This is a genomic window from Lentzea sp. NPDC036955 (assembly GCF_055608005.1).
Genome location: NZ_JBVJRC010000001.1, coordinates 602,492 through 623,017 on the forward strand (window position 1 = coordinate 602,492; position 20,526 = coordinate 623,017).

20 protein-coding genes are annotated in these 20,526 nt (G+C 72.2%); 9 read left to right on the forward strand and 11 right to left on the reverse strand.

What is annotated here, in order from left to right; translation table 11 throughout:
• Window positions 1–70: 70 nt before the first annotated feature.
• A complete protein-coding gene (locus ACZ7CF_RS02910) occupies window positions 71–862 on the reverse strand; it encodes an aldo/keto reductase (protein ID WP_470368890.1) in 792 nt (263 codons plus the stop codon).
• A 54-nt stretch (window positions 863–916) separates the two neighbouring features.
• Window positions 917–1,687 (reverse strand): SDR family NAD(P)-dependent oxidoreductase, encoded by a 771-nt coding sequence (locus ACZ7CF_RS02915; protein ID WP_470368648.1) that lies wholly within the window; start codon window positions 1,685–1,687, stop codon window positions 917–919.
• 84 nt (window positions 1,688–1,771) lie between these two features.
• Between ACZ7CF_RS02915 and ACZ7CF_RS02920 the strand changes: the two genes are divergently transcribed.
• From ACZ7CF_RS02920 to ACZ7CF_RS02935, 4 genes are read left to right on the forward strand one after another with little or no spacing between them, the layout of a single operon-like run.
• Entirely contained in the window at window positions 1,772–2,209 is a 438-nt protein-coding gene (locus ACZ7CF_RS02920) for a MarR family winged helix-turn-helix transcriptional regulator (protein WP_360386734.1), read from the forward strand.
• A gap of 21 nt (window positions 2,210–2,230) precedes the next feature.
• Complete coding sequence (locus ACZ7CF_RS02925) at window positions 2,231–3,331, forward strand: acyl-CoA dehydrogenase family protein (RefSeq protein WP_470368649.1); 1,101 nt, start codon at window positions 2,231–2,233, stop codon at window positions 3,329–3,331.
• Between the two features lie 26 nt (window positions 3,332–3,357).
• Window positions 3,358–4,155 (forward strand): thymidylate synthase, encoded by a 798-nt coding sequence (locus ACZ7CF_RS02930; RefSeq protein ID WP_360386729.1) that lies wholly within the window; start codon window positions 3,358–3,360, stop codon window positions 4,153–4,155.
• Window positions 4,152–4,607 carry a dihydrofolate reductase gene (locus ACZ7CF_RS02935; protein WP_470368650.1) on the forward strand — a complete coding sequence of 152 codons (456 nt, stop codon included), beginning with the start codon at window positions 4,152–4,154 and terminating at the stop codon, window positions 4,605–4,607. Before ACZ7CF_RS02930 ends, ACZ7CF_RS02935 begins: the two co-directional genes overlap by 4 nt.
• 18 nt (window positions 4,608–4,625) lie before the next feature.
• Here the strand turns inward: ACZ7CF_RS02935 and ACZ7CF_RS02940 are convergent, their stop codons facing one another.
• Both ACZ7CF_RS02940 and ACZ7CF_RS02945 read right to left on the reverse strand, forming a co-directional pair.
• The gene (locus ACZ7CF_RS02940) at window positions 4,626–4,985 is read right to left on the reverse strand and encodes an MmcQ/YjbR family DNA-binding protein (protein WP_458433409.1); all 360 of its coding nucleotides are present in this window, start codon (window positions 4,983–4,985) and stop codon (window positions 4,626–4,628) included.
• Window positions 4,986–4,993: 8 nt separating this feature from the next.
• Window positions 4,994–5,884 carry a proteasome assembly chaperone family protein gene (locus ACZ7CF_RS02945; RefSeq protein WP_360386720.1) on the reverse strand — a complete coding sequence of 297 codons (891 nt, stop codon included), beginning with the start codon at window positions 5,882–5,884 and terminating at the stop codon, window positions 4,994–4,996.
• 159 nt (window positions 5,885–6,043) lie between these two features.
• Between ACZ7CF_RS02945 and ACZ7CF_RS02950 the strand changes: the two genes are divergently transcribed.
• From ACZ7CF_RS02950 to ACZ7CF_RS02960, 3 genes are all read left to right on the forward strand, one after another.
• Window positions 6,044–6,634, forward strand: a complete 591-nt coding sequence (locus ACZ7CF_RS02950; protein WP_470368651.1) for a DUF4230 domain-containing protein — start codon at window positions 6,044–6,046, stop codon at window positions 6,632–6,634.
• 96 nt (window positions 6,635–6,730) lie between these two features.
• A complete protein-coding gene (locus ACZ7CF_RS02955; RefSeq protein WP_470368652.1) occupies window positions 6,731–8,356 on the forward strand; it encodes a serine/threonine-protein kinase in 1,626 nt (541 codons plus the stop codon).
• A gap of 63 nt (window positions 8,357–8,419) precedes the next feature.
• Complete coding sequence (locus ACZ7CF_RS02960; protein ID WP_470368653.1) at window positions 8,420–9,775, forward strand: hypothetical protein; 1,356 nt, start codon at window positions 8,420–8,422, stop codon at window positions 9,773–9,775.
• Window positions 9,776–9,778: 3 nt separating this feature from the next.
• Here ACZ7CF_RS02960 and ACZ7CF_RS02965 read toward each other — a convergent pair whose 3' ends face one another.
• The 4 genes from ACZ7CF_RS02965 to ACZ7CF_RS02980 form a co-directional block, all read right to left on the reverse strand.
• Window positions 9,779–11,776, reverse strand: coding sequence for a transglutaminase TgpA family protein (locus ACZ7CF_RS02965; protein ID WP_470368654.1), 1,998 nt, complete (start codon window positions 11,774–11,776; stop codon window positions 9,779–9,781).
• On the reverse strand, window positions 11,773–12,888 hold the full coding sequence (locus ACZ7CF_RS02970; protein WP_458433412.1) for a DUF58 domain-containing protein: 1,116 nt from the start codon (window positions 12,886–12,888) through the stop codon (window positions 11,773–11,775). The genes ACZ7CF_RS02965 and ACZ7CF_RS02970 overlap by 4 nt, the downstream gene beginning before the upstream one ends.
• 406 nt (window positions 12,889–13,294) lie before the next feature.
• Entirely contained in the window at window positions 13,295–14,260 is a 966-nt protein-coding gene (locus ACZ7CF_RS02975) for an AAA family ATPase (protein ID WP_360398617.1), read from the reverse strand.
• The gene (locus ACZ7CF_RS02980) at window positions 14,257–16,416 is read right to left on the reverse strand and encodes an NHL repeat-containing protein (RefSeq protein WP_470368655.1); all 2,160 of its coding nucleotides are present in this window, start codon (window positions 16,414–16,416) and stop codon (window positions 14,257–14,259) included. The genes ACZ7CF_RS02975 and ACZ7CF_RS02980 overlap by 4 nt, the downstream gene beginning before the upstream one ends.
• A gap of 244 nt (window positions 16,417–16,660) precedes the next feature.
• Here ACZ7CF_RS02980 and ACZ7CF_RS02985 point away from each other — a divergent pair, with 244 nt between their 5' ends.
• Entirely contained in the window at window positions 16,661–17,305 is a 645-nt protein-coding gene (locus ACZ7CF_RS02985) for a hypothetical protein (RefSeq protein ID WP_360398621.1), read from the forward strand.
• A 179-nt stretch (window positions 17,306–17,484) separates the two neighbouring features.
• Here the strand turns inward: ACZ7CF_RS02985 and ACZ7CF_RS02990 are convergent, their stop codons facing one another.
• Complete coding sequence (locus ACZ7CF_RS02990) at window positions 17,485–18,159, reverse strand: fibronectin type III domain-containing protein (RefSeq protein ID WP_470368656.1); 675 nt, start codon at window positions 18,157–18,159, stop codon at window positions 17,485–17,487.
• On the reverse strand, window positions 18,156–18,758 hold the full coding sequence (locus ACZ7CF_RS02995) for a polysaccharide lyase family protein (RefSeq protein ID WP_360398625.1): 603 nt from the start codon (window positions 18,756–18,758) through the stop codon (window positions 18,156–18,158). Before ACZ7CF_RS02995 ends, ACZ7CF_RS02990 begins: the two co-directional genes overlap by 4 nt.
• Before the next feature lie 80 nt (window positions 18,759–18,838).
• Here ACZ7CF_RS02995 and ACZ7CF_RS03000 point away from each other — a divergent pair, with 80 nt between their 5' ends.
• A complete protein-coding gene (locus ACZ7CF_RS03000; protein WP_458433416.1) occupies window positions 18,839–19,726 on the forward strand; it encodes a LysR family transcriptional regulator in 888 nt (295 codons plus the stop codon).
• Here the strand turns inward: ACZ7CF_RS03000 and ACZ7CF_RS03005 are convergent.
• A complete protein-coding gene (locus ACZ7CF_RS03005; protein ID WP_470368657.1) occupies window positions 19,629–20,492 on the reverse strand; it encodes an EamA family transporter in 864 nt (287 codons plus the stop codon). The two genes, ACZ7CF_RS03000 and ACZ7CF_RS03005, sit on opposite strands and share 98 nt — an antisense overlap.
• Window positions 20,493–20,526: the final 34 nt, after the last annotated feature.

The following is a 20,526-nucleotide window of genomic DNA, read 5'->3' on the forward strand; positions in this document are numbered from 1 at the left end:
TGCCGGCGAAGCCCCGGTCCGCACCAAGGCGGGCCGGGGCTTCGTACTTCCGAGTGCGCGTTGCAGTCGGTCAGGCCTGGTTGAACTCGTCCGGGTTCGGCCCGATCCGCCCGCCGCGGTCCAGGGTGGACAGCGCGGCCAGCTCCTCCTCGGCCAGCTCGAAGCCGAACACGTCGATGTTCTCCCTGATCCGCGCCGGCGTGACCGACTTCGGGATCACGACGTTGCCGAGCTGCAGGTGCCAGCGCAGCACGACCTGGGCGGCGGACTTGTCGTGGCGGGCCGCGATCTCGGTGACCACGGGGTCCTTCAGCAGCTCGCCGCCCTGGCCGAGCGGCGACCACGCCTCGGTGACGATGCCGTGCTCGGCGTGGAACGCCCGCACCTCGGCCTGCTGCAGGTACGGGTGCAGCTCGATCTGGTTGACCGCGGGCACGAAGCCGGTCTCGTCGATCAGGCGCCGCAGGTGCGCGGGCTGGAAGTTGGACACGCCGATGGCGCGGACGCGGCCGCTCTCCCGCAGCTCGACGAACGCCTTCCAGGTGTCGACGTAGAGGTCGCGCTCGGGCGTCGGCCAGTGGATCAGGTACAGGTCGACGACGTCGAGGCCGAGCTTGGACTGCGAGGCGTCGAACGCGCGCAGGGCGGCGTCGTGGCCGTGGTCGGCGTTCCACAGCTTGGTGGTGACGAACACGTCCGCGCGGTCCACATCGGACTTGGTGATCGCCGCGCCGACGCCGGCCTCGTTGCCGTACGCGGCCGCGGTGTCGATGCTGCGGTATCCGGCGTTCAGCGCCTCGGTGACGGTGGGGATGGCCTCCTCGTCGGGCACCTGCCAGACGCCGAAGCCGAGCTGGGGCATGGTCACGCCGTTGTTGAGCTTCACGGTGGTCAAAGCGGTTTCCTCACGGTGGTGTCAGGGGATGAGCGTCGGGGCGGTGCCGCCGTCGACGCGCAGTGCGGCGCCGGTCGTGGCCGAGGACAGGTCCGACGCGACGTAGGTGATGAGGTTCGCGACCTCGTGCGGCCGGATCAGGCGGCCCAGCAACAGGGTCGGGCGTTCGGTGCGGACGAACTCCGCCTCGCCGCCGTCGCCGACCCGGTCGCGGATGAACTCCTCGACGCCGGGCGTCAGGGTCGGGCCGGGCAGCACCGAGTTCACGGTGACGCCGGTGCCCTTCACCGCCTGGGCCATGCCGCGCGCGATGGCGAGCTGCGCGGTCTTCGTCATGCCGTAGTGGACCATCTCGGTCGGGGTGAAGACGGACGACTCGCTGCTCACGAAGATCACCCGGCCCCAGCCGCGCTCGACCATGCGCGGCGTGTAGTGCCGCGAGAGCCGCACGCCGGACATGACGTTGGTGTCGAAGAAGCGCTGCCACTCGGCGTCGTCGATCTCGAAGACCGGCTTGGCGCCGTAGATGCCCAGGTTGTTCACGAGCACGTCGACGTCGGGCACCTGCGCGACGAGGTCCGCAGCGCCCTCTGCGGTCGAGATGTCGGCCGCGACACCGCAGACGTCGCCGGAGCCGTTGCCGCTGAGCTTGCCGACCGCCTCGGCGACCCGCTCCTCGCTGCGGCCGCTGACGACGACGGACGCGCCCGCCTTGAGCAGCGCCTCCGCCGTGGCGTAGCCGATGCCCGCGGTGGAGCCGGTCACAAGTGCCGTGCGTCCCGACAGGTCCATGTCTCTCCCCGGTAGACTTGTTGATGACGATTACAAGCGTACGCAATAGTTGCAGACGCTGTCTATTCGGAGGGGATGTACTTCATGTCACTGGACGACGACGCCGTCCAGGCGCGCGCGCAGGGCTGGCGCACGCTCGCGGCGCTGCACGCGCGCATCGAAGACCGCCTCGAACGAGCGTTGCAGAAAGCACACGAACTTTCCGTCAGCGAGTACACCGTTCTGGACGTCCTCAACCGCCAGGACGGCTTCCACCTTCGGATGAACCAGCTCTCCAACGCCGTCGTGCTGAGCCAGTCCGCCACGACCCGCCTGGTCACCCGGCTGGAGGACCGCGGCCTGTTGCAGCGCTACCTGTGCCCCACCGACCGCCGCGGCATCTACACCGAGGTAACCGAGAAGGGTCACGAGCTGCTCGCCCTCGCCCGCCCCACCCACGACCGCGCGCTGAGCGAGTCGCTGGACGAGGCGGGCGCCACGCCGGAGCTGAAGCCACTCGTTGAGGCGCTCGCCAAGCTGTAGCCGCTCCAGCAAGATCAGCGCATGCCCGCACCGGACCTGCACGCGTTGATCCGCTCCGAAGCCCACCTGGCCGAGCAGCAACGCGCGCTCACCGAGCCCGTGCTGACCGCGCTCCTCGACGCCGGCGTGCACCGCATGATCGCGCCCCGGCGCTACGCGGGCGCCGAGCTCGGGCTGCCGGAGTGGAGCCGGGAGATCGGCGAGCTGTCCCGTGCGGACGCCTCCACCGGCTGGACCGCCATGACGACCACCTCCTCGTCGTCGCTGGCCTGGTACCTCCCGGCCGACGCCGCCGACGAGGTCTTCACCGACCCGCGTGCCCTGATCGCGGGCACCGCGGCCCCGCACGGCCGCGCGGAGGCGGTCAGCGGCGGCTACCGCGTCTCGGGCCGCTGGGGCTGGGGCAGCGCCGTGCCGTGGTGCTCGTGGGTCATCGGCGGCACCCTCACGCCCAAGGGCCCCCGCCTGGCCGTGTACCCCCGCGCCGACGTGACCGTCCACGACACGTGGCACTCCGCCGGCCTGCGCGCCACCGGCTCGCATGAGTTCTCGCTGTTCAACGCCTTCCTCCCGTCCCGCCGCGCCATCTGGCCGGTCGGCACGACCCCCGGCATCGAGGGCCCGGTCACCGCCTTCCCGTTCTTCAGCTTCCTGGCCGTCGGCGTCGCCTCCGTGTGCCTGGGCATCGCCCGCCGCGCCATCGACGAGGTCGAGGCGCTGGCCGTGGAGAAGACCCCGCAGCACACCACCACCCGCCTCGCCGAGCAGACCGGCCTGCAGATCGACCTGGGCCTCATGGAGGCACGGTTGTCCTCCGCCGCCGCGTTCCTGCACGAGACGTTGAGCGCCGTCTGGGACATGGCCGTGCAACGCACGTACGTGCCCGACGACGCCAAGGCGCGTATGCGGCTCGCGTGCACGTTCGCGGCGTCGGAGTCCGCCGAGGTGACGCAGAAAGCGTTCGCCGCGGGTGGCGGCAGCTCGGTGTTCGAGTCGTCGGCGCTGCAACGTTGCTTCCGTGACGCGCACACGGCCGCCCAGCACACCGTGGTGTCGAAGCGGCTGCTGGAGACGTACTCGATGCACCGGCTCGGCCTGGAGCCGGACATGGCGCGGTTCTAGGTCCAGGGCTGGGTAGGCTCACCCGTATGGCCGACACGCAGTACGAAGACCTCCTCCGCCACGTCCTGAAGGAGGGCGTGCGCAAGGAGGACCGCACCGGCACCGGCACCCGGTCGATCTTCGGTCACCAGCTGCGCTACCCGCTCGCCGCGGGCTTCCCGCTGGTCACGACCAAGAAGGTCCACTTCAGGTCGATCGCGTACGAGCTGCTGTGGTTCCTGCGCGGCGACAGCAACGTGCAGTGGCTGCGCGACCACGGCGTGACGATCTGGGACGAGTGGGCCGCTCCCGATGGTGAGCTCGGGCCCGTCTACGGCGTGCAGTGGCGGTCGTGGCCCACGCCCGGCGGCGGTCACGTCGACCAGATCGCCGAGGTCCTCAAGACGCTGCGGACGAACCCGGACTCGCGGCGGATCATCGTGTCCGCGTGGAACGTCGGCGAGATCGCGCAGATGGCGCTGCCGCCGTGCCACGCGTTCTTCCAGTTCTACGTCGCCGACGGCAAGCTGTCGTGCCAGCTCTACCAGCGCAGCGCCGACCTGTTCCTGGGCGTGCCGTTCAACATCGCCTCGTACGCGCTGCTCACGCACATGATCGCCGCGCAGACCGGCCTCGGTGTCGGCGACTTCATCTGGACCGGCGGCGACTGCCACATCTACGACAACCACGTCGAGCAGGTCGAGCTGCAGCTCAGCCGGGAGGCGCGGGAGTTCCCGACGTTGCGGATGGCGCACGCGGACAGCCTCTTCGACTACCGCTACGAGGACTTCACGGTCGAGGGCTACGACCCGCACCCCGGCATCAAGGCACCGGTGGCGGTGTGATCGGCCTGATCTGGGCCCAGGCCGCCGGTGGTGTGATCGGCCGGGACAACGCCATCCCGTGGCACGTCCCGGAGGACATGAAGCGCTTCCGCGAGCTCACCACTGGCGCGGCGGTGCTGATGGGCCGCCGCACGTGGGAGTCGTTGCCGCCCCGGTTCCGCCCGCTGCCCGGCCGCCGCAACATCGTGCTCTCCCGCACGCCCCAGGACGGCGTGGAGACGTTCGCCGACCTCGGTGAAGCGCTCGGCGCGGTCGACGGTGACCTCTGGGTGATCGGCGGGTCGGCGGTCTACGCGGCCGCGCTGCCGTTCGCAGACCGGGTCGAGGTCACCGAGATCCGGGAGACCTTCGAGGGCGACACCTACGCGCCGGCGGTCGGCCGTGAGCCGAAGACCGTCGGCGAGTGGCAGCTCTCCACGTCCGGCCTGCACTTCCGTTTCCTGAGCTTCTGACCCCCTGCTGCTCCGGCATCAGCGGCGGCGGGCACGTGCGTGCCACGCCTCGACGATGAGCTCCTCCAGCTCGTCCACCGGGATGTGCTCCAGCCGCACCAGGATCGCCGGGTAGCCCTGGAAGTGCGGGGTCGTGAAGTACACCGACTCGTCCGCGGCCAGCAGCGCTTCCTTGACGCCCAGGTCCGGCACCCGCGCGGCCAGGATGGGCCCGTCGGGTGCCGACGGGCCCAGTGCCGCGAGGTCGGTCTTGCGCAGCGGCCGTTCCCAGACGAAGAGCTTGTCGCTGACCCGCCAGTCGACGACGCCCTCCCGCACCCGTTCCGTCACGTCCGGCATGGAGGTGGCGATCCTGCGCACGTCGTTCCAGGTGGCCATGGGAGCTCCTACAGGTGGTCCGGCGGACGCTGCTGCTCGGCCAGGAACCGCTCGAACTCGGCGCCCAGTTCGTCCGCGGAGGGCAGATCGGTGTTCCCGACAGTCTGGATGAAGGCGTCGTACTGCCGCTCGAGCGCTTCCACCACCTGGGCGACCTCCTCCGACTCCGCGACCTGCCGGTGGATCTCGGCGTCGGCGGCCTGGGCGGCGTCGATCAGCGCGCCGATGGGCAGCGCGAGACCGGTCGCGCGGGCGACGGCGTCGAGAAGGGTGACCGCGGCGGTCGGGTACGTCGACTGGGCCAGGTAGTGCGGCACCTGGGCGGCGAAGCCCATGGCGTCGTGGCCGGCCTGGCCGAGGCGGAGCTCCAGCAGGCCGGAGACGTTGCCCGGCACCTGCACCCGGTTGAAGAACGGCTGGTACTCCGAGACCAGCTCGGGGCGGGTCGCGTGACCGATGACGTTCAACGGCCGGGTGTGCGGCACGCCCATCGGGATGCCGTGGAAGCCCAGCGTCAGGCGCACGCCCCAGCGGTCGACCAGGTCGCGCACGGCCTGCACGAACGCCTCCCAGCCGCGGTCCGGCTCCGGGCCGTTGAGCAGCAGGAACGGGTGGCCGGCGCTGTCGTGCAGCAGGTGCACGACCAGCTCGGGCGTGGCGTAGTCCTCCCAGTGGTCGGTCGCGTAGGTCATCAGCGGCCGCCGGGAGCGGTAGTCGATCAGGCCGTCGACGTCGAATCGGGCGATGACGCGGCTTTCGAGGGTCTCCAGCAGGTGTTCGGCGAGCAGCCGTCCTGCGGCGCCCGCGTCCATGAAGCCCTCGAAGTGGTGCAGCAGCACCGCACCGGTCAGGTCCGGCACCTCCGAGTCCACCTCGTACAGGTTGTCCGGGTCCAGCACCGCACGCCTCCCAACATCGTTCCCGTGTCCATCAAGCCAACCATGTGGACACCGGACTGATTCCGCACGGGTCGATTACCCCATACGGCCCGACTGAGCGCATCACCCCACGGGTACTCCAACGCGGTGGAGAGGCGCTGGGTGACGCGGGGAGCACTGGTGGCGGTCGTCGTTCTCGCGATCGGCGCGACGATCGGGCTCCTGGGCCAGTTCCGGCCGTTCGGGGACGTGCTCGGCGAGCAGACGGTGGACCGCAGCCAGCCCGCTGTCCTCAAGGCGGTGCGCGACCTCAGCCAGTACCACGCCGCCTCCGGCGAGTTCCAGGTCGTGCTCGACATCGAGCAGGACGTGAAGTGGGTGCCCGCGGTGCTGGCCGGTGAGCGCACGCTGTTCGTGGCGGCCGGGTCGGTCAACGCCTACGTCGACCTCGGCACGCTCGCGGAGGACGGCCTCGTCGTGTCGCCGGACGGGAAGTCGGTCGAGCTGCGGCTGCCGTCCGCGCGGCTGGACAGGCCGAACCTGCACCACGACCGTTCGTACGTCTTCAGCCAGGAGCGCGGCCTGGTCAACCGGTTGAACGCGCTCGTGGAAGTGCCCGACCAGCAACGGTTCTACGTCGCCGCCGAGGCGAAGCTCGCCGACGCGGCGAAGGAGTCGGAGCTGACCAAGCGCGCCGAGGACAACACGCGCACGATGCTCACCGGAATGCTGCAGGGCCTGGGTTTCCAGGTCAGGGTGCAGCCCGGCTGAGAACCGGAACGCGCTCTGCTGCGAACGTCGTACGTGCAGCTCAACGGTTTCGCCGACCCCGCCGGGCACCCGGCCCCACCGGGTTAGGATCCGCTCGTGGACGACGACCTGATGGCCTGGGCTCCGGCGAGCGGTGCCGCGCAGGCACCGGGGATCGCGTTGCCGGGCTACAGCGGTTTCCGCGTGATCGCCCAGGGCGGCGAGGGCACGATCTACCGCGCCCGCCAGGACGGTCTGGGCCGCGACGTCGCCGTGAAGGTCCTCCAGGTCACGGACCCGGCCACGGTGACCCGCTTCCGCCGCGAGCTCGCCATCACCGTGGAGCTGGGCCGCCAGCACCCGCACATCGTCACCGTGCTCGACACCGGCACGTTGCCCGACGGTCGTCCGTGCATCGTCATGGAGTACTACGAACGCGGCTCGCTGCACGACCGTTTGCGCGCCATGGGCCCGTTGCCGGTGCCGGACGTGGTGGCCGCGGGCATCGCCGTGGCCGACGCGCTGGCGTTCGCGCACGGCCAAGGCATCCTGCACCGCGACGTGAAGCCGCAAAACGTGCTCGTGCTGCCCACCTCCTACGTGCTGGCCGACTTCGGCATCGCCCGCGGTGCCGACGCGGGCCACTCCGCGTCGCTGCAGATGGTCAGCTACCGCCACGCCGCACCGCAGATGCTGGAGGGCGGCGCGCCGTCGTTCGCCGACGACGTCTGGTCGCTCGGCTCGACGCTCTTCACGCTGCTGGAGGGCAAGCCGCCGTTCGCCTCCGACAACCCCGACGAGGACACGCTGCTGTCCTACGTCGGCCGGGTGAGCACGGCGGAACCGCGCTCGCTGACCCGGTTCGACGTGCCGGCGTCGCTGGCCGCGGTGATCTCCCGCTGCCTGCGCAAGGACCGCGCCGAACGCTTCTCCTCCGCGCTGGAGCTGCGCGACGCCCTGGTGAACGTGGCCTCCGGCGCCACCCTGGCACCGCTGTCCGTTGTGGACCCCGACTCGACGCAGATGATGGGCGAGCGCCCCGTCTTCTACCCCGAGGGCCCCACCGAGGCACCGGGTTTCGGGCCGCGCGGGGTGAAGGAGGAAGAGCCGGAACCCGAGGAGCCGCAGGAGGAACCCGACGACTCCTGGCAGGGCAGGCTCGCTGACCTCACCTACCGCCGCACCGACCTCCCGCCTCCCCCACCGCCGGTCGTCACGGCACCGCCGGTCGTGCTGCCCACCGTCGACCTGCCGCCGTACGAGCCGCCGGTCGAGCCGATGACCGCCCCGGTCCGCCGCCGCAACCGCGGTGGCGTGCTCGCGGTCCTCGCCGTGGTCGCGGTGGCGGGCGGCGTCACCGCAGGGGTACTGCTCAACCGCGGCCAAACCACCACCGCGGCCCAGCCGACGACCACGACCACGTTGCCCGTGCCCACCTCGGAGTCCCTCGACGCCGGGCCGCCCCCGAACGCCGACCCGAGGTTCGTGCCGGTGCTCAAGCGCGCCGAGTACGAGGGCAGGGCGATCGAGCTGGAGTGGAGCGACCCGAGCGGCGGGCAGGCCGAGTTCGTGGTGATCGACGTGACCGGGGCGAAGCCGCAGGCCGTGACGCGGGTGACCGGCGGCGGCACCACGTACGTGATCGAGGACGGCGGCGGGGTGCGGCGGTGCTTCCAGATCGCGGCGTTCGGCTACCAGGGTGAGCGCGGCAGCTCCTCGAAGGTGTGCGCGGCGAAGAACTGACCGCAGCGCCGTCGGCGACGACGCGCCCGATGTCCGATCGAACCCGAGTGAGCGGAGGCGTCCTTGTCGAGCAGGAACGAGGTGTCGGACGCCGGGGGCCACGTCGTCCAGGCCAGGACCATCAACGGCGGCGTGCACTTCACCGACGCCAAGCCCGCGCCGAACGTCAACGAGATCGGCGTCTACCTCAGACCCGATCGAGCCGAGATCCACTTCAGGGTCGGCACCACCGAGTGGTTCCAGCTCACGATCACCAACCGCACACCGCGCGACCGGCAGCTCTCGCTGCGGTTCGAAAGCGCGAGCACCACGAGCCTGCTCTGGCACCACGAGGACGCCGCGATCCCCGAGGTGCTCACGGTCCCCGCGAACCAGTCGCTCCCGCTGAGGGTGCGGGCCACCTGCACCGCCGCGGCCTCCGCGGGACCCGACGTGCTGAAGGTGTTCGCCAGTGAGCTCGACGCGCGAACCGGTGAGCCGGTCTGGTGGTCGAGCGACCCGCTGCCCGTCCAGATCGGCCGCGCACCCGGTCTGGACGCCGTGCTGGAGCAGCCGGACGACGTGCACGGCTCCGGCACCTACGAGACGGTCGTGACGCTCACCAACACGGGCAACACGAGCCTGGACGGCCGACTGCACCTGAGAACCGAGTTCGACGGCGCGGAGCACCCGGACTGGGTCAACTCCGGCAGGGTCACGATCATCGACGGACCGCGGTTCGACCTCCGTCCCGGCGCGCCGCCCACGGAACTGCGGGTCGCGGTCGTGCTGTCGGACCCACCCCTCCTCGAACGCACCTGGCGGGTGCCGCTGGCCGTGCACGTCGACTGCGACGACCTGCCACCGGTGGACCGCGAGTTCACGCTCACCCAGAGCGGTGAGCTGGACGCACTCAGGGAGTGGGGAAGAACCCCGGACGCCTGGAAGCGGCGCACGATCGTCGTGGGCGCGCTCTCCCTGCTGGTCCTCGGGATCACCCTCGGCGCGCAGCTCGGTGGCCCCTCCGACGGCGCCACGACCCCGTCCGCGCAGCCGAACACGGCCGCGTCGCCACCCGCGGACGCGCAACTCCCCTACTCCCGGATGCCCTGCGAACAGGGGAAGTCCGTGCTGGTGCTCCACTCGCTGGAGGAGTCGGCCGCGGCGGCCGACGTCAAGCTGCTGCTCGACTACGAGACGATGTGGCTCGGGCAGCGCCTTCCCGGCGACAAGCTGCCCACCGGCGCCAAGGTCCAGCTCAGCACCAGGCAGGACACCTGCCCCGGGGTTCTCCGGGGTTCCACCCCGGACAGGGACACGGACGAGCGGTACAGCCGGTTCGTCTGGATGGGCCCCGTGCCGTCAGACCGCGCCCGCGCGCTGTGCGACGACCTCCACAAGGTGCTCTGGAAGAACTGCAGCCCGGTCGGGGTGGCCTGAGCCTCAGCGGCGGCGGAACAGCGGGCGCGGGTCGACCGCCCACAGCAGCCGGCGCCACCAGGAAGCCTTGCGCCGCACCGCTTTCTCCACCTGCCGCGCGAGCCGCCAGCCGTGCTCGGCGCGGGCGGGTCGCGGTGCGAACGCCGCCTCGTCGACCATCGTGGCCAGCCGCGCGCCCGCCTCGCCCCACTCGCGGCCCACGTCGGGTGCGGTGCGGCTCGGGTGCGGGCGCAGACCGGCCAGCAGCAACGAGTCCAGCACCGCGTTCCACGCGCCCACCGGGCCGGCCGCGCGCAGGCGGACGCGGCGGGTGGTGCGGGCGGCGTACAGCGCCAGCAGCAGCACCACCGGGGTGAGCGCCCAGAAGGGGAAGCCCTGCCGGAGCTCGGGTGCGGCGACGTTCTCCTGGCCGACGGCGGACGGCTGGACGAGCGGCGGCACCGACGCGAGCGAGGTCGGGGTCGGCTTGGCGGTGCTGGAGGCGAGGCGGTTGAGGACCTCGCGCTTGGAGGCGGCGCTGGGGCCGCTGCCGTTGCCGGACACCGGGTCGAACGCCACCCAGCCCCAGCCGGTGAAGTAGACCTCGGGCCAGGCGGTGGCGTCGGCGGCGCGCACGATGCGTTCGCCGGACTGCTCCGGCACCGGCTGGAAGCCCACGACCACACGGGTCGGGAGGCCGACGGCGCGGGCCAGGACGGCGTAGGCGGAGGCGAACTGCTCCGCGGTGCCCGCTCCGGCCCCGGCCTCGCCGGGGTTGCCGAAGAGGAACGTCTCCAGGCGGGCGTAGGAGGACCCGACCGGTGCCTCGGCGTCGGGGCGGCGGTTGAGGCGCACGACCTGTTCCAGCGCAACGGCCTTCTCGTACGGGGTGCGCGCGTTCTGGGTGGCCTGCCGCGCGTACTCGGCGAGGGTGAACGGCAGCCGCGGCACGGCGGTGTAGCGGGTGTCGCCGGGGACGGCCGCCTCGGCCAGGTCGGTGTCCGCGGGGGTGTCGAGGATGCCGCGGACGGTGTAGCTGAGGCCGGTGCGCAGGCCGTCGGCCAGCACCAGCGAGCCGGTGTCGGGGTCGACCATGGCGTTGCTGAGCGACACGGACCGCGGTTTTCCGATGCCCGGCAACCACTCGCCGTCGAGGCCGGTGATCGTCAGGTCGACGCTCGTGTCCTGGAACTTGCCGCCGGTCGGGAGGTCCGGGGCGTCGACCACGCCGAGCGGCCCGTAGGTGGAGGCCGCTTCCCAGGAGGCGCCGGAGAACCGGCTCAGGGTCACCAGGCGGACCGGCACCTCGGGGCCGCGCATCCGGAACAGCTCCGCGTCGCCCTGCGCCGCCCACGCGGCGAGCCGCGGCATCGGGTTGGAGATCGCGACGTTCGTGATGGGTGGCGTGACGAGCTTGCGCGGCTCGAAACCGTTGGTGGGCAGCACGATCGTCAACAGCGTGAGCGCGGCCAGCACCGTGGCGAGCACCGCGGGCGGCACGACGGGGCCGCGCCGGTCGATGACCAGCCAGCCCAGCGCCAGCAGCACGACGAGGACGAGCGCGGTGATGCCGTAGCGGTCGGCCTTGCCCGCGGTGAGCAGTGCGGCGGACACGTAGAGGACGGCGGCACCGAGCGCGGGCACGAACAACGCGGTGCGCTGCCTGCCGATCGACAGGACGGTCGCGACGGACACGCCGAACACCAGCAGCAGCCCCGGCACCAGCAGCTCCGGTGTGGCCGGTGCGGGACGCGCGGCGGTGAGCAGCCGGGGCACGGTGTCGAGCAGCACGTGCATCGGGTCGCGGCCGGGCACCGCGCCACGGGCCGCGAAGTAGCCGCCGGCCATCGCCACGGTCATCAGCGCTATCCCCGCCAGCCCGGCGGGAACGAGGCGCCGCAGCGGAACCGCGAGGAACCCCAGCGCGGCGGCGAGTCCGAAGTAGACGACCGCGCCGTCCCAGGCCTGGGCCAGCTGCACCGCGGCGACCAGCAGGACGGCGGCGACCCACCCGTACCTCATCGCGCCACCACCGCGTTCCACTGGCCGACCAGGTCTTCGGCCTTGGGCCCGCTGACGACGAGCACCGACCCGGCGGCACCCGCGGGTTTCTCCTCGCCGACCACGAGCACGGTGCCGAACGCGGCCCGCCCGGCCTCCAGCACGAGCGCGGGACTGGTGTGCCCGCTGACCACCGCCACCACGTCGAGGTCGCGCACGGGCACGGTCAGCGCGCCGTCGAGCGCGGTCAGCTCCAGGTCGGCCAGCGTCGCGAGGAGCGGCGCCGAGTCCTGCGCCTCCTCCAGGTCCGCGCTGCCGGAGGTGGTCATGAGCCGCACCGGGTGCCCCTGCTCCAGCGCCGAGGTGACGAGCGAGGCCGCGACCTCCACCGCCTCCTCGAACAGCGCCGGGTCGCCGTAGGCGGCAGAGCTGTCGTCGAGCAGCACGGCGAGGTGCGGCCGGGCCGGATCGGCGTCCTCGCGGATCATCAACGTGCCGGTGCGCGCCGACGTGGCCCAGTGCAGCCGCCGCAGGTCGTCACCGGGCACGTACTCCCGCAGCCCGACCAGGTCCGTGCCGCCGCGCTCGACCCGTTCGTCCGCGCCGACCTGCCCCCGCCGGGCCCCGGACGGCAACCCGCGCACGGGCAGCACCCGCGGCACGACCCGCACCTGCACGACCTCACCGAGCACGGTCCGCGCCTGCGCGAGCCCCGCCACCCCCTTGCGCCGCAACGTCAACGGCCCCACGTCGAACACACCGCGCCGCTGTGTCGGGATCGCGTAGTCCACCGCCTCGGTGACACCGGGCTTCAACAACGGCACGTCGACCGCCATCGGCTCCCCCGCCACCAGGTCCACGGCGTCGAGCGCGACGGGCCACCGTCCGGTAGTCGACAGCTCCAGCCGCCCGCTGCACCGCGCGAGCCGCGGCACGGTGCGCGGCCGGACCGTGCGGGCCGTCGTCAGCGGGCTGGCGACCAGCACGGACACCGTCGAGGCCACGACCAGCGCCGTCAGCGCCAGGCCGAACCCGGTCATGCCCGCGTACCGCCACCACAGGCCCACGCCGGTCATGGCGAGGCCGAGGACCAGCACGCCGGTGCCGCGCAGGGTGAGCCGGAGCGCCTTCACGCCGCCCACCGCCGGGCGGGGCGGGATGCGGGCGATGCCGGGGGGTGGGAGTTGCGCGCCACCGTTTGGGAGGCGGTGGGGTGGAGGCCGGTGGGGCGGAGCCCGGCGGGGTGGAGTCCGGTGGGGTGGAGCCCGGTGGGGTGGAGCCCGGCAAGCCGGAGCCCGGCGGGACGAAGCCCGGCAAGCCCGAGCCCGGTGCCGCGAAGCCCGGTGCGGCGGAGGTCAGTGGTGCGAAGCCCGCAGGGGCGAAGCCCGCTGGAGCGCAGTCCGGCAAGGCGGAGTCCGTGCGGTGCGCGGTCCGAGACAGCACCTGGTCCGGCGAACCGGACCAGGGCGAGGTGAGCCGTGACCGACGGAGAGCGGCGCCGTGCCGCGCGGGTGAGCGCGGCGCGGGGTGCGAGCGGTCTCATTGCGTCGCGGGCTTGGGGACCGGCACGCGGGACAGCACGTCGGCCAGCACCTCGGACGTCGTCACGCCCGCCAGCACGCTCTCCCTCGTCAGCACCAGGCGGTGCGCCAGCACCGGGTCCGCGATGTCCTGGACGTCCTGCGGCACCACGAAGTGCCGGCCCTTCGAGGCCGCGTACACCTGGGCGCAGCGCACCAGGGTCCGCAGGCCGCGGGTGGACGTGCCGAGGCGCAGGCGGTCGTCGGAGCGGGTGCCGGTGCCCAGGGCCGAGATGTACTGCAGGATCGGGTCGGCCACGTGCAGCAGCTGCAGGCGGCCGCTGAACGCGCTCACCTCGCGCGGTGAGGTCACGGTGCGGACGTCGGTGATGCGGCCGGCGCCGCTGCCGGGGCGCAGCACGTCCAGCTCGTCGGCGACCGCGGGGTAGCCGATGGAGGTGCGCAGCATGAAGCGGTCGAGCTGGGCCTCTGGCAGGCGGTAGGTGCCGTCGAGGTCGATCGGGTTCTGCGTGGCCACCACGAGGAACGGGTCGGGCACGGTGTGGCCGACGCCGTCGATCGTGACGGTCCGCTCCTCCATCACCTCGAGCAGCGCCGACTGGGTCTTGGCCGCGGCGCGGTTGATCTCGTCGGCCAGCACGATGTTCGCGAACACCGGGCCGGGGCGGAAGCGGATCTGGCCGGTCTGCGGGTCGTAGACCGACGTGCCGGTCACGTCGGAGGGCAGCAGGTCCGGCGTGAACTGCACGCGCCGCGACACCCCGCCCAGCGCGCCCGCCACGGCGCGCGCCAGCGTCGTCTTGCCGGTGCCCGGCACGTCCTCCAGCAGCACGTGACCGCCCGCGAACATGGCCACCAGCACCAGGTCGACCACGTCCCGCTTGCCGCGCACCGCGGCCTCGACCGCGTCACCGAGGCGGGTGTGCAGGTCGCGGAAGGCCGAGACCTCGCCCGTGTCGATCACTGTTCCTCTTCCCTTCGCGGCTTGATCCGCAGCAGGAACGCCGCCGCGAGCAGGCCCAGGCCACCGGCGCCCATCGGGGCCGTCTCCACGCCGGCCGGTGCCATGCGCGGGATGCACGACGGCTTGCCGGCGCACTCGTCGTAGGTGAACAGCGTGGTCCGCGCGGCCGAGTCGACCTGGCCGCCGCCGGAGGCCGCGTAGGCGCGCACGACGATCCGGTTGCTGCCCTCGTCCACGTCGATCGTCGCCGACGTGGCGTTGCACGGGATGCCGACCGCGAAGCCGTACGTCACGTTGACGACCTCGCAGCGCCCGTTGTGGCTCGCCCAGTCCGGGGGCGGGGCCATGGTCACGCGGCGCGTCGGGATCGTCCGCGCACCGGTGAGGCCGGTGATCACCGTGGCACCCGCGCTCGGCAACGACGGCGGCGGCGGGGGCGGCGGAGGCGGAGGAGGCGTGGTCGTTGTCGTCGTCACGACCGGCGGCGGAGGCGGTGGAGGGGGCGTGGTCGTCGTCGTGGTGGGCGGTGGAGGCGGGGGCGGGGTGTTCGGCGGCGTCACCGTGAACGCGGCCATGCCCGCGGCACCGGCGGCGGTCGCCGTCGACGCGCGCACCGTCACGTCCAGCCTGCCGTTCGTGCAGAACGTCGAACCCGCGCACGGCAGCGACAGCTCGGCCGTCGTGCCCGCCACCTGGGCCGACTTCGACCCGCCGGTGAACGAGCCGGAGCCCGACACCGTGTAGCCCGCGATCGGCTCGGCCGACGCCGGCGCGGTCCAGCTCACCGTCACGACGAGCGCCGAGGAGCTGCGCGACTTCTCCCGCACGGACACACCGGCGGGCGCACCGGGAGCGGCACCACCCGCGGAAGGCGTCGTGGTGGTGGTCACCGGCGGCGGCGACACCTCGGTCGTCGGGCCGCTGCCGTTCGGGGTGCCGCCGGGGTTGCGCGGCGGCTTCGTCGGCTCGTTCGGGTTCGGCGGCGGGGGCGGCGGCACCGACGGCGGCGGCGAGCGGTCCGGGTCCTTCACCGGCAGCTCGGGCGAGCGGATCGTCAGCGAGCGGGTCGCGCCGTCGGCGTCGACCAGCACACCGGTCGAAGAGCCCGGCACGTTCACGAACAGCCGGCCGTCGTCGAACACCAGCTCCGGGTCGGACCCGCCGGCGGTGCGCACGTCGTCACCGCCGCGCTTGCCGCCGCGGTCGAGCACGATGACCTTGCCGGAGCCCTTGCAGGGCACGTAGACCTTGTCGCGGAACACCGCGGGACGACCGGGCTTCGGGCAGCCCAGCGAGCCGACGTCGACGCGCAGCACGTCGCGGCCCACGACCAGCACGACGACCGACGACGACGGGACCGAGGCGGGCACGAGGTCGAGCGGCGCGAGCTGCGCGGCGATCACCTCGGCGTCCAGTCGGCCGGTCGAGGCGGAGACGTCCTCGCCGGTGCCGTCGCGCACCACGACGCCTCCGTCCAGGCCGAGCAGCGTCACGCCCTGGTCGTGCGGCACGAGCACGGTGCGCGGCCCGGCACCGGTGACCTGGCGGTGCGACCGCTCCTCGAACTTCTCCTCGTCCACCGACCAGTCGAGCGCGCGCAGGGTGCCGCCGTGGTCCACGACCCACAGCACGCCGCGCTCGTCCACCACGGCGTCCGCGAGCGGCTGCCCCGCCTGCCACGTCTGGCCGACGTCGTCCAGCGTCAGCGGGTCGGCGGTGTGCACGGTGCCCGCCGCGCGGTCGACGACGAACACCAGCCCGTTCGCCACCAGCACCTTGCTCGTCGCTCCCGGCGGGGCCTGCCTGCGCCCGGAGGCGAGCAGCGTCGCGAGGTCGATGACGGTGATCTCGCCCGTGCGCCGGTCCAGCACGATCAGGCGCCCGTCCTCCTGGGCGATCTCCAGCTGCGAGTCCGGCCCGCTGATCTGCAGGCGGGTCTGCGGCTTGCCCGACACCGGGTTGACCTGCACGACCTCACCGCGCTGGTCGTCGCCCAGCCAGGTGAGACCGTCGGAGACGTCCACCGAGGTGCGCGAGATGCCCTGCCCGAGCGCGGCGCCCGCGAGCACCAGCACGCCGAGCAGTGCCGCGACGAAGCTCGCCGACTCCCGCCCTCCACCGGAGATGATCCGTCTGATCCGGTGCCACCAAGCCATCGCGCACCCTCCCTCGCCCGCCGGGGATGCTAACCCCCTGCTCTGACAGCTTCGGACGGTGCTCGGTTCCCGGATCGCCCGGTCAGCCACACGGCCGACATGGACAACGGTAATGACGGGGTCTGACAATTCCGGATTCCGAATGGCACTGGACCGAACCGCGCAGCGCGGAAGACCGAACGGATCAACGCGGACACACGGCGGACGCCCTGCCGCGGAGCGCTCTCCTGAATACAGTGGACCCATGGAGATCCCCGGCATGGGACTGGCCAGGCAGGTGCTGGGCACCGCCGTCACGACGACGACCGCGGTGGCCGCGGTCCCCGGCCGCGTGCTCGACCTGATCGGCGAGGTGGAACAGCTCGTCCGCAAGGTCAACGGCACGATCGACGCGGTCGACGCCGTCGTCGCGCGGGCGGACGGCCTGGTGGAGCGCACCGGCAACGTCATAGCCGACGCGGAGAAGGCGGTCGACCAGGTGCGCGCGATCACCGCGAGCGCCGCGGACGTCGCCGAGCGCGCGGGTGGCGTCGTCGCGACGGCCGGGAGGACGGCGGACACCGCCGACGAGCTGATCCACATCTACGAGCCGATCGCGAAGCAGGCCCAGCCGCTCGCGAAGCGGTTCGTCGACGAGCTGTCGCCGCAGGAGATCGAGGCCGCGATCAGGCTGGTCGACGAGCTGCCCGCCCTCACCGAGCACCTGACCAGCGACATCTTGCCGATCCTGGCCACGCTCGACCGGGTCGGACCGGAGGTGCACCAGCTGCTGGAGGTCACGAGCGACGTCCGCCAGGCCATCCTCGGCATCCCCGGTTTCGGGTTCATGCGCCGGCGCGGCGAGAAGAAAGAGGAGGAAGAGGGTGTGAAGGACGGCGAGAACGGGTAGCCGCTTCGACATGACCGGTCTGAGACATGAAGATCAGCTCACGTGGTGGCTGCTGAGCGGCATCTTCGCCCTGCTGGCCGCGGTGAACGTCGGCCTCGCCGTCACCGAGAGCGCGACCTGGCCCTACGCGCTCGCGACCGTGCTGCTCGCCGCGAGCGCGTGGAGCGCCCGGCAGGCGTTCAGGCCCTTCCCGTCTTCTGGTGCGTCAGGTTCGACGCGACCCCGAATCGGAACGCCCGCACCCGATACGTCGCGTTTTTCTCGTCTGGGAGTGTGATCAGCCCGAACGAGGTGACGTCCGGGTCGAGCTGCGCCGCGACGCGGTAGTCCGCCGCACCCGCGGGCCTGAGCTCGATCAGGTACCCCTCCTCGTCGGACGCGTGGTCCTCCCACGTGAACAGGATTCCGTTCGCGTGCTTGACCTCCGCCTTCAGCACGCCCGGCGCCGCCTCCGGTGACGACACCGGGTGCGTGCCCCCGCCGGTCCTGCGCGGTTCCGCCCACTCGTGGCCATCGGTCTCCGGCACCTCCTCCCCCGGTGGCAGCGCGACGTCCACGGTGTCCGTGGCCGGTCCGGTGAACGGCCGGACCCGGTAGTAGAACTGCGTCTCCGGGATCAGGTCCGGGTGCTCGTAGGTGTTCTTGCCCGGCGGCGCGAACTCCAGCACCGCATACTCGCCGTCGGCCGCGTTCGCGTACTCGATGACCTGCCCGGCCGCCCCCGCCTCCGGACGCCAGTGCAGCGTCACGTCGACCGGCGAGGTCAGCTCGGACGTCAGCGCGGGGGCCTGCTGCTCCTGGCCACAGGCAGCCAGGAGCAGCAGGACCGCCAACCACGTGTGCCGTCGGGTCACTTGCGCCAGAACCGGATGTTGCTCCAGACGACCGTGGCAGGTCCTTGGCCGCTGGAGGTCCGATAAGCGCCGAACTTGTCGTAGAAGCTCGTACCCGAGCTCGCATAGGTGTGCTTGCGCGAGCCGTTGATGTACGTGCGGTGCTCGGTCGCCGTGTTGTGCACGGTGTTCACCCGCACGGTCGTGCCCACGGTCGCGCCGGTCGCGATGGTGTCGCCTCCGTGCACGGCGTAGAGCCGGCCGCCGCGTTCCACGGCGAGCATCCAGAACGGTCCCGCGGTGGGCCCTTCCCGGAACGTCTGCTTGAGACTGACGCGGGTGCCGCCGAGACTGGTGATCCGGAAGCTCCCCTCGAACTGCCGCGTGCCGCCGGAGTAGGTGGCGTACCGGCGTTCGGCGCGCTGGTCTCCACTCGCGGTGGAGCAGGTCAGCCGGAACGTCAGGTCGTCGACCGTGCCGCAACCGCGTTCCTGGACGGTGAACGATGGTGAGTAACCGGTCCACGGACCGGTTTCCACCTGGGCCTGCGCGGGCGAACCCGCCACGAGCAGACCGGTTGCCGCTGCGATCCCCGCGACGGTGCGGAGTCGTGTGGACATACCGATTCCTCCTCAAGACGTGCTGAGGACAGCACGTTTTCTCAGGGGGCGGTAGCGGCAGCGTAGCCGATAATGATCGGATGTTCGACCTCCACCGGCTGCGGCTGCTGCGCGAGCTCTCCAGAAGGGGAACGCTCGCGGCGGTCGCGCAGGCGCTGAACTACAGCCCGTCCTCGGTCTCGCAGCAGTTGTCGTTGCTGGAGAACGAGGTCGGCGTGCCGTTGCTGGAGCCGGTCGGCCGCCGGGTGCGCCTGACCCCGCAGGCGGAGATCCTGGTGCGGCACACCGAGGAGGTCCTCACCCGGCTGGAGCAGGCCGAGTCCGAGGTCGCCGCGTCGCTGCACGAGGTGACCGGCACGCTGCGGGTCGCGACGTTCCAGACCGCGGCGCTCGCGCTGATCCCGGCGACCCTGGCGCGGATGCGCGACGAGCACCCGGCGCTGCGGGTCGAGTTCCAGGTGCTCGACCCGGCGGAAGCGCTGTCCGCCTTGAACGCCAGGGACTTCGACCTGGTGTTCGTGGAGGAGTGGCCGGACCAGCCGGAGGCGAGGTTCTCCGGCCTGGAGTACCGGGAGGTGTGCCGTGACCCGATCCGGCTCGCGGTCCCGCGTGGACTGCCCGCCGCCGAGGTCGCCGCGTTCCCGTGGATCATGGAGCCGGCCGGGATGCCGCAGCGGGTCTTCGGCGTGAACTGGTGCCGTCACAACGGTTACGAGCCGGACGTGCGGTTCTCCTCGACCGACGTGCTGGTGAAGCTGCGGTTCGTGGAACGGGGACTCGCGGTCGCGCTGCTGCCGGACCTGGTCTGGTACGACCGCGACGTCACCGTGGACCTGCACGAGCTGCCGGTGCCGCAGTCGCGGCTGCTGTTCACCGCGGCACGGGCAGGGCGAGGTCAGCATCCCGCGGTGCGGGCGTTCCGGGAGGCGCTGGCGCTGTCCACAGCGCCGCTCCGACCCCCGCGGTGATGACGAGCCCGACGGCGCACAGCGAGACCAGGTCCAGGTGCTGGCCGAGCAGCACCGCGCCGGCGAGCGCGGCCGCCGCCGGTTCCAGCGCGAGCACCACGCCGAACGTGCTGGCCTGCAACGTCTTCAGCGCCCTGATCTCCAGCGTGTAGGGGATCGCGGAGGCCAGCACCGCCACGAGCGTGCCCAGCAGCAAGATCCGCGGCTCGAACAACGCCGTGCCCGCCGTCGACAGCCCGTACGGCAGGGTCAGCGCCGCCGCGACGGCACTCGCGCCCGCGAGCCCGCCGGTGCCGAGGCCCAGCGTGGCGATGGTGCGGCCGGCGAGGACGTAGCAGGCCCAAAAAGCAGCGGCGACCAGCGCCAGCACGACGCCGACCAGGTCGAGGCCGGCACCGCTGTGCTCGCGCAGCCCCAGCACCACGACCCCGGCGAACGCGAGCCCGACCCACACGAAGTCCCTGGGCCTGCGGCTCAGGACGGCCGCGAGCCCCAGCGGCCCGAGGAACTCGATCGTGACCGCGACGCCGAGCGGGATGCGTTCGAGCGCGAGGTAGAACGTGCCGTTCATGCCGGCCATGGTCATGCCGAGCACGAGCGTCTCCTGGCGGAACTTCGGCCGCACCACCACTGCCAGCAGCAACGCCGCGATGCCCAGCCGCAGCGCCGTGGCCCCCGGCGCGCCGATCTGGCCGAAGAGCTGACTTGCGAACGCCGCTCCGAACTGCAGGGAGATGACCGAACCGAGGACCAGGAAGACCGCCATGGGCACAGCCTCGTTGACCAGGTCTCTTCGGTAC

What these genes read in the sequence shown, in the direction of transcription:
- ACZ7CF_RS02985 (WP_360398621.1), top strand. Translation starts at nt 16,661, where the DNA reads ATGGAGATCCCCGGCATGGGACTGGCCAGGCAGGTGCTGGGCACCGCC.
- ACZ7CF_RS02940 (WP_458433409.1), bottom strand. Translation starts at nt 4,985, where the DNA reads ATGGCCACCTGGAACGACGTGCGCAGGATCGCCACCTCCATGCCGGAC.
- ACZ7CF_RS02920 (WP_360386734.1), top strand. Translation starts at nt 1,772, where the DNA reads ATGTCACTGGACGACGACGCCGTCCAGGCGCGCGCGCAGGGCTGGCGC.
- ACZ7CF_RS03000 (WP_458433416.1), top strand. Translation starts at nt 18,839, where the DNA reads ATGTTCGACCTCCACCGGCTGCGGCTGCTGCGCGAGCTCTCCAGAAGG.
- ACZ7CF_RS02995 (WP_360398625.1), bottom strand. Translation starts at nt 18,758, where the DNA reads ATGTCCACACGACTCCGCACCGTCGCGGGGATCGCAGCGGCAACCGGT.
- ACZ7CF_RS02915 (WP_470368648.1), bottom strand. Translation starts at nt 1,687, where the DNA reads ATGGACCTGTCGGGACGCACGGCACTTGTGACCGGCTCCACCGCGGGC.
- ACZ7CF_RS02925 (WP_470368649.1), top strand. Translation starts at nt 2,231, where the DNA reads ATGCCCGCACCGGACCTGCACGCGTTGATCCGCTCCGAAGCCCACCTG.
- ACZ7CF_RS02980 (WP_470368655.1), bottom strand. Translation starts at nt 16,416, where the DNA reads ATGGCTTGGTGGCACCGGATCAGACGGATCATCTCCGGTGGAGGGCGG.
- ACZ7CF_RS02910 (WP_470368890.1), bottom strand. Translation starts at nt 862, where the DNA reads ATGCCCCAGCTCGGCTTCGGCGTCTGGCAGGTGCCCGACGAGGAGGCC.
- ACZ7CF_RS02930 (WP_360386729.1), top strand. Translation starts at nt 3,358, where the DNA reads ATGGCCGACACGCAGTACGAAGACCTCCTCCGCCACGTCCTGAAGGAG.
- ACZ7CF_RS03005 (WP_470368657.1), bottom strand. Translation starts at nt 20,492, where the DNA reads ATGGCGGTCTTCCTGGTCCTCGGTTCGGTCATCTCCCTGCAGTTCGGA.
- ACZ7CF_RS02965 (WP_470368654.1), bottom strand. Translation starts at nt 11,776, where the DNA reads ATGAGGTACGGGTGGGTCGCCGCCGTCCTGCTGGTCGCCGCGGTGCAG.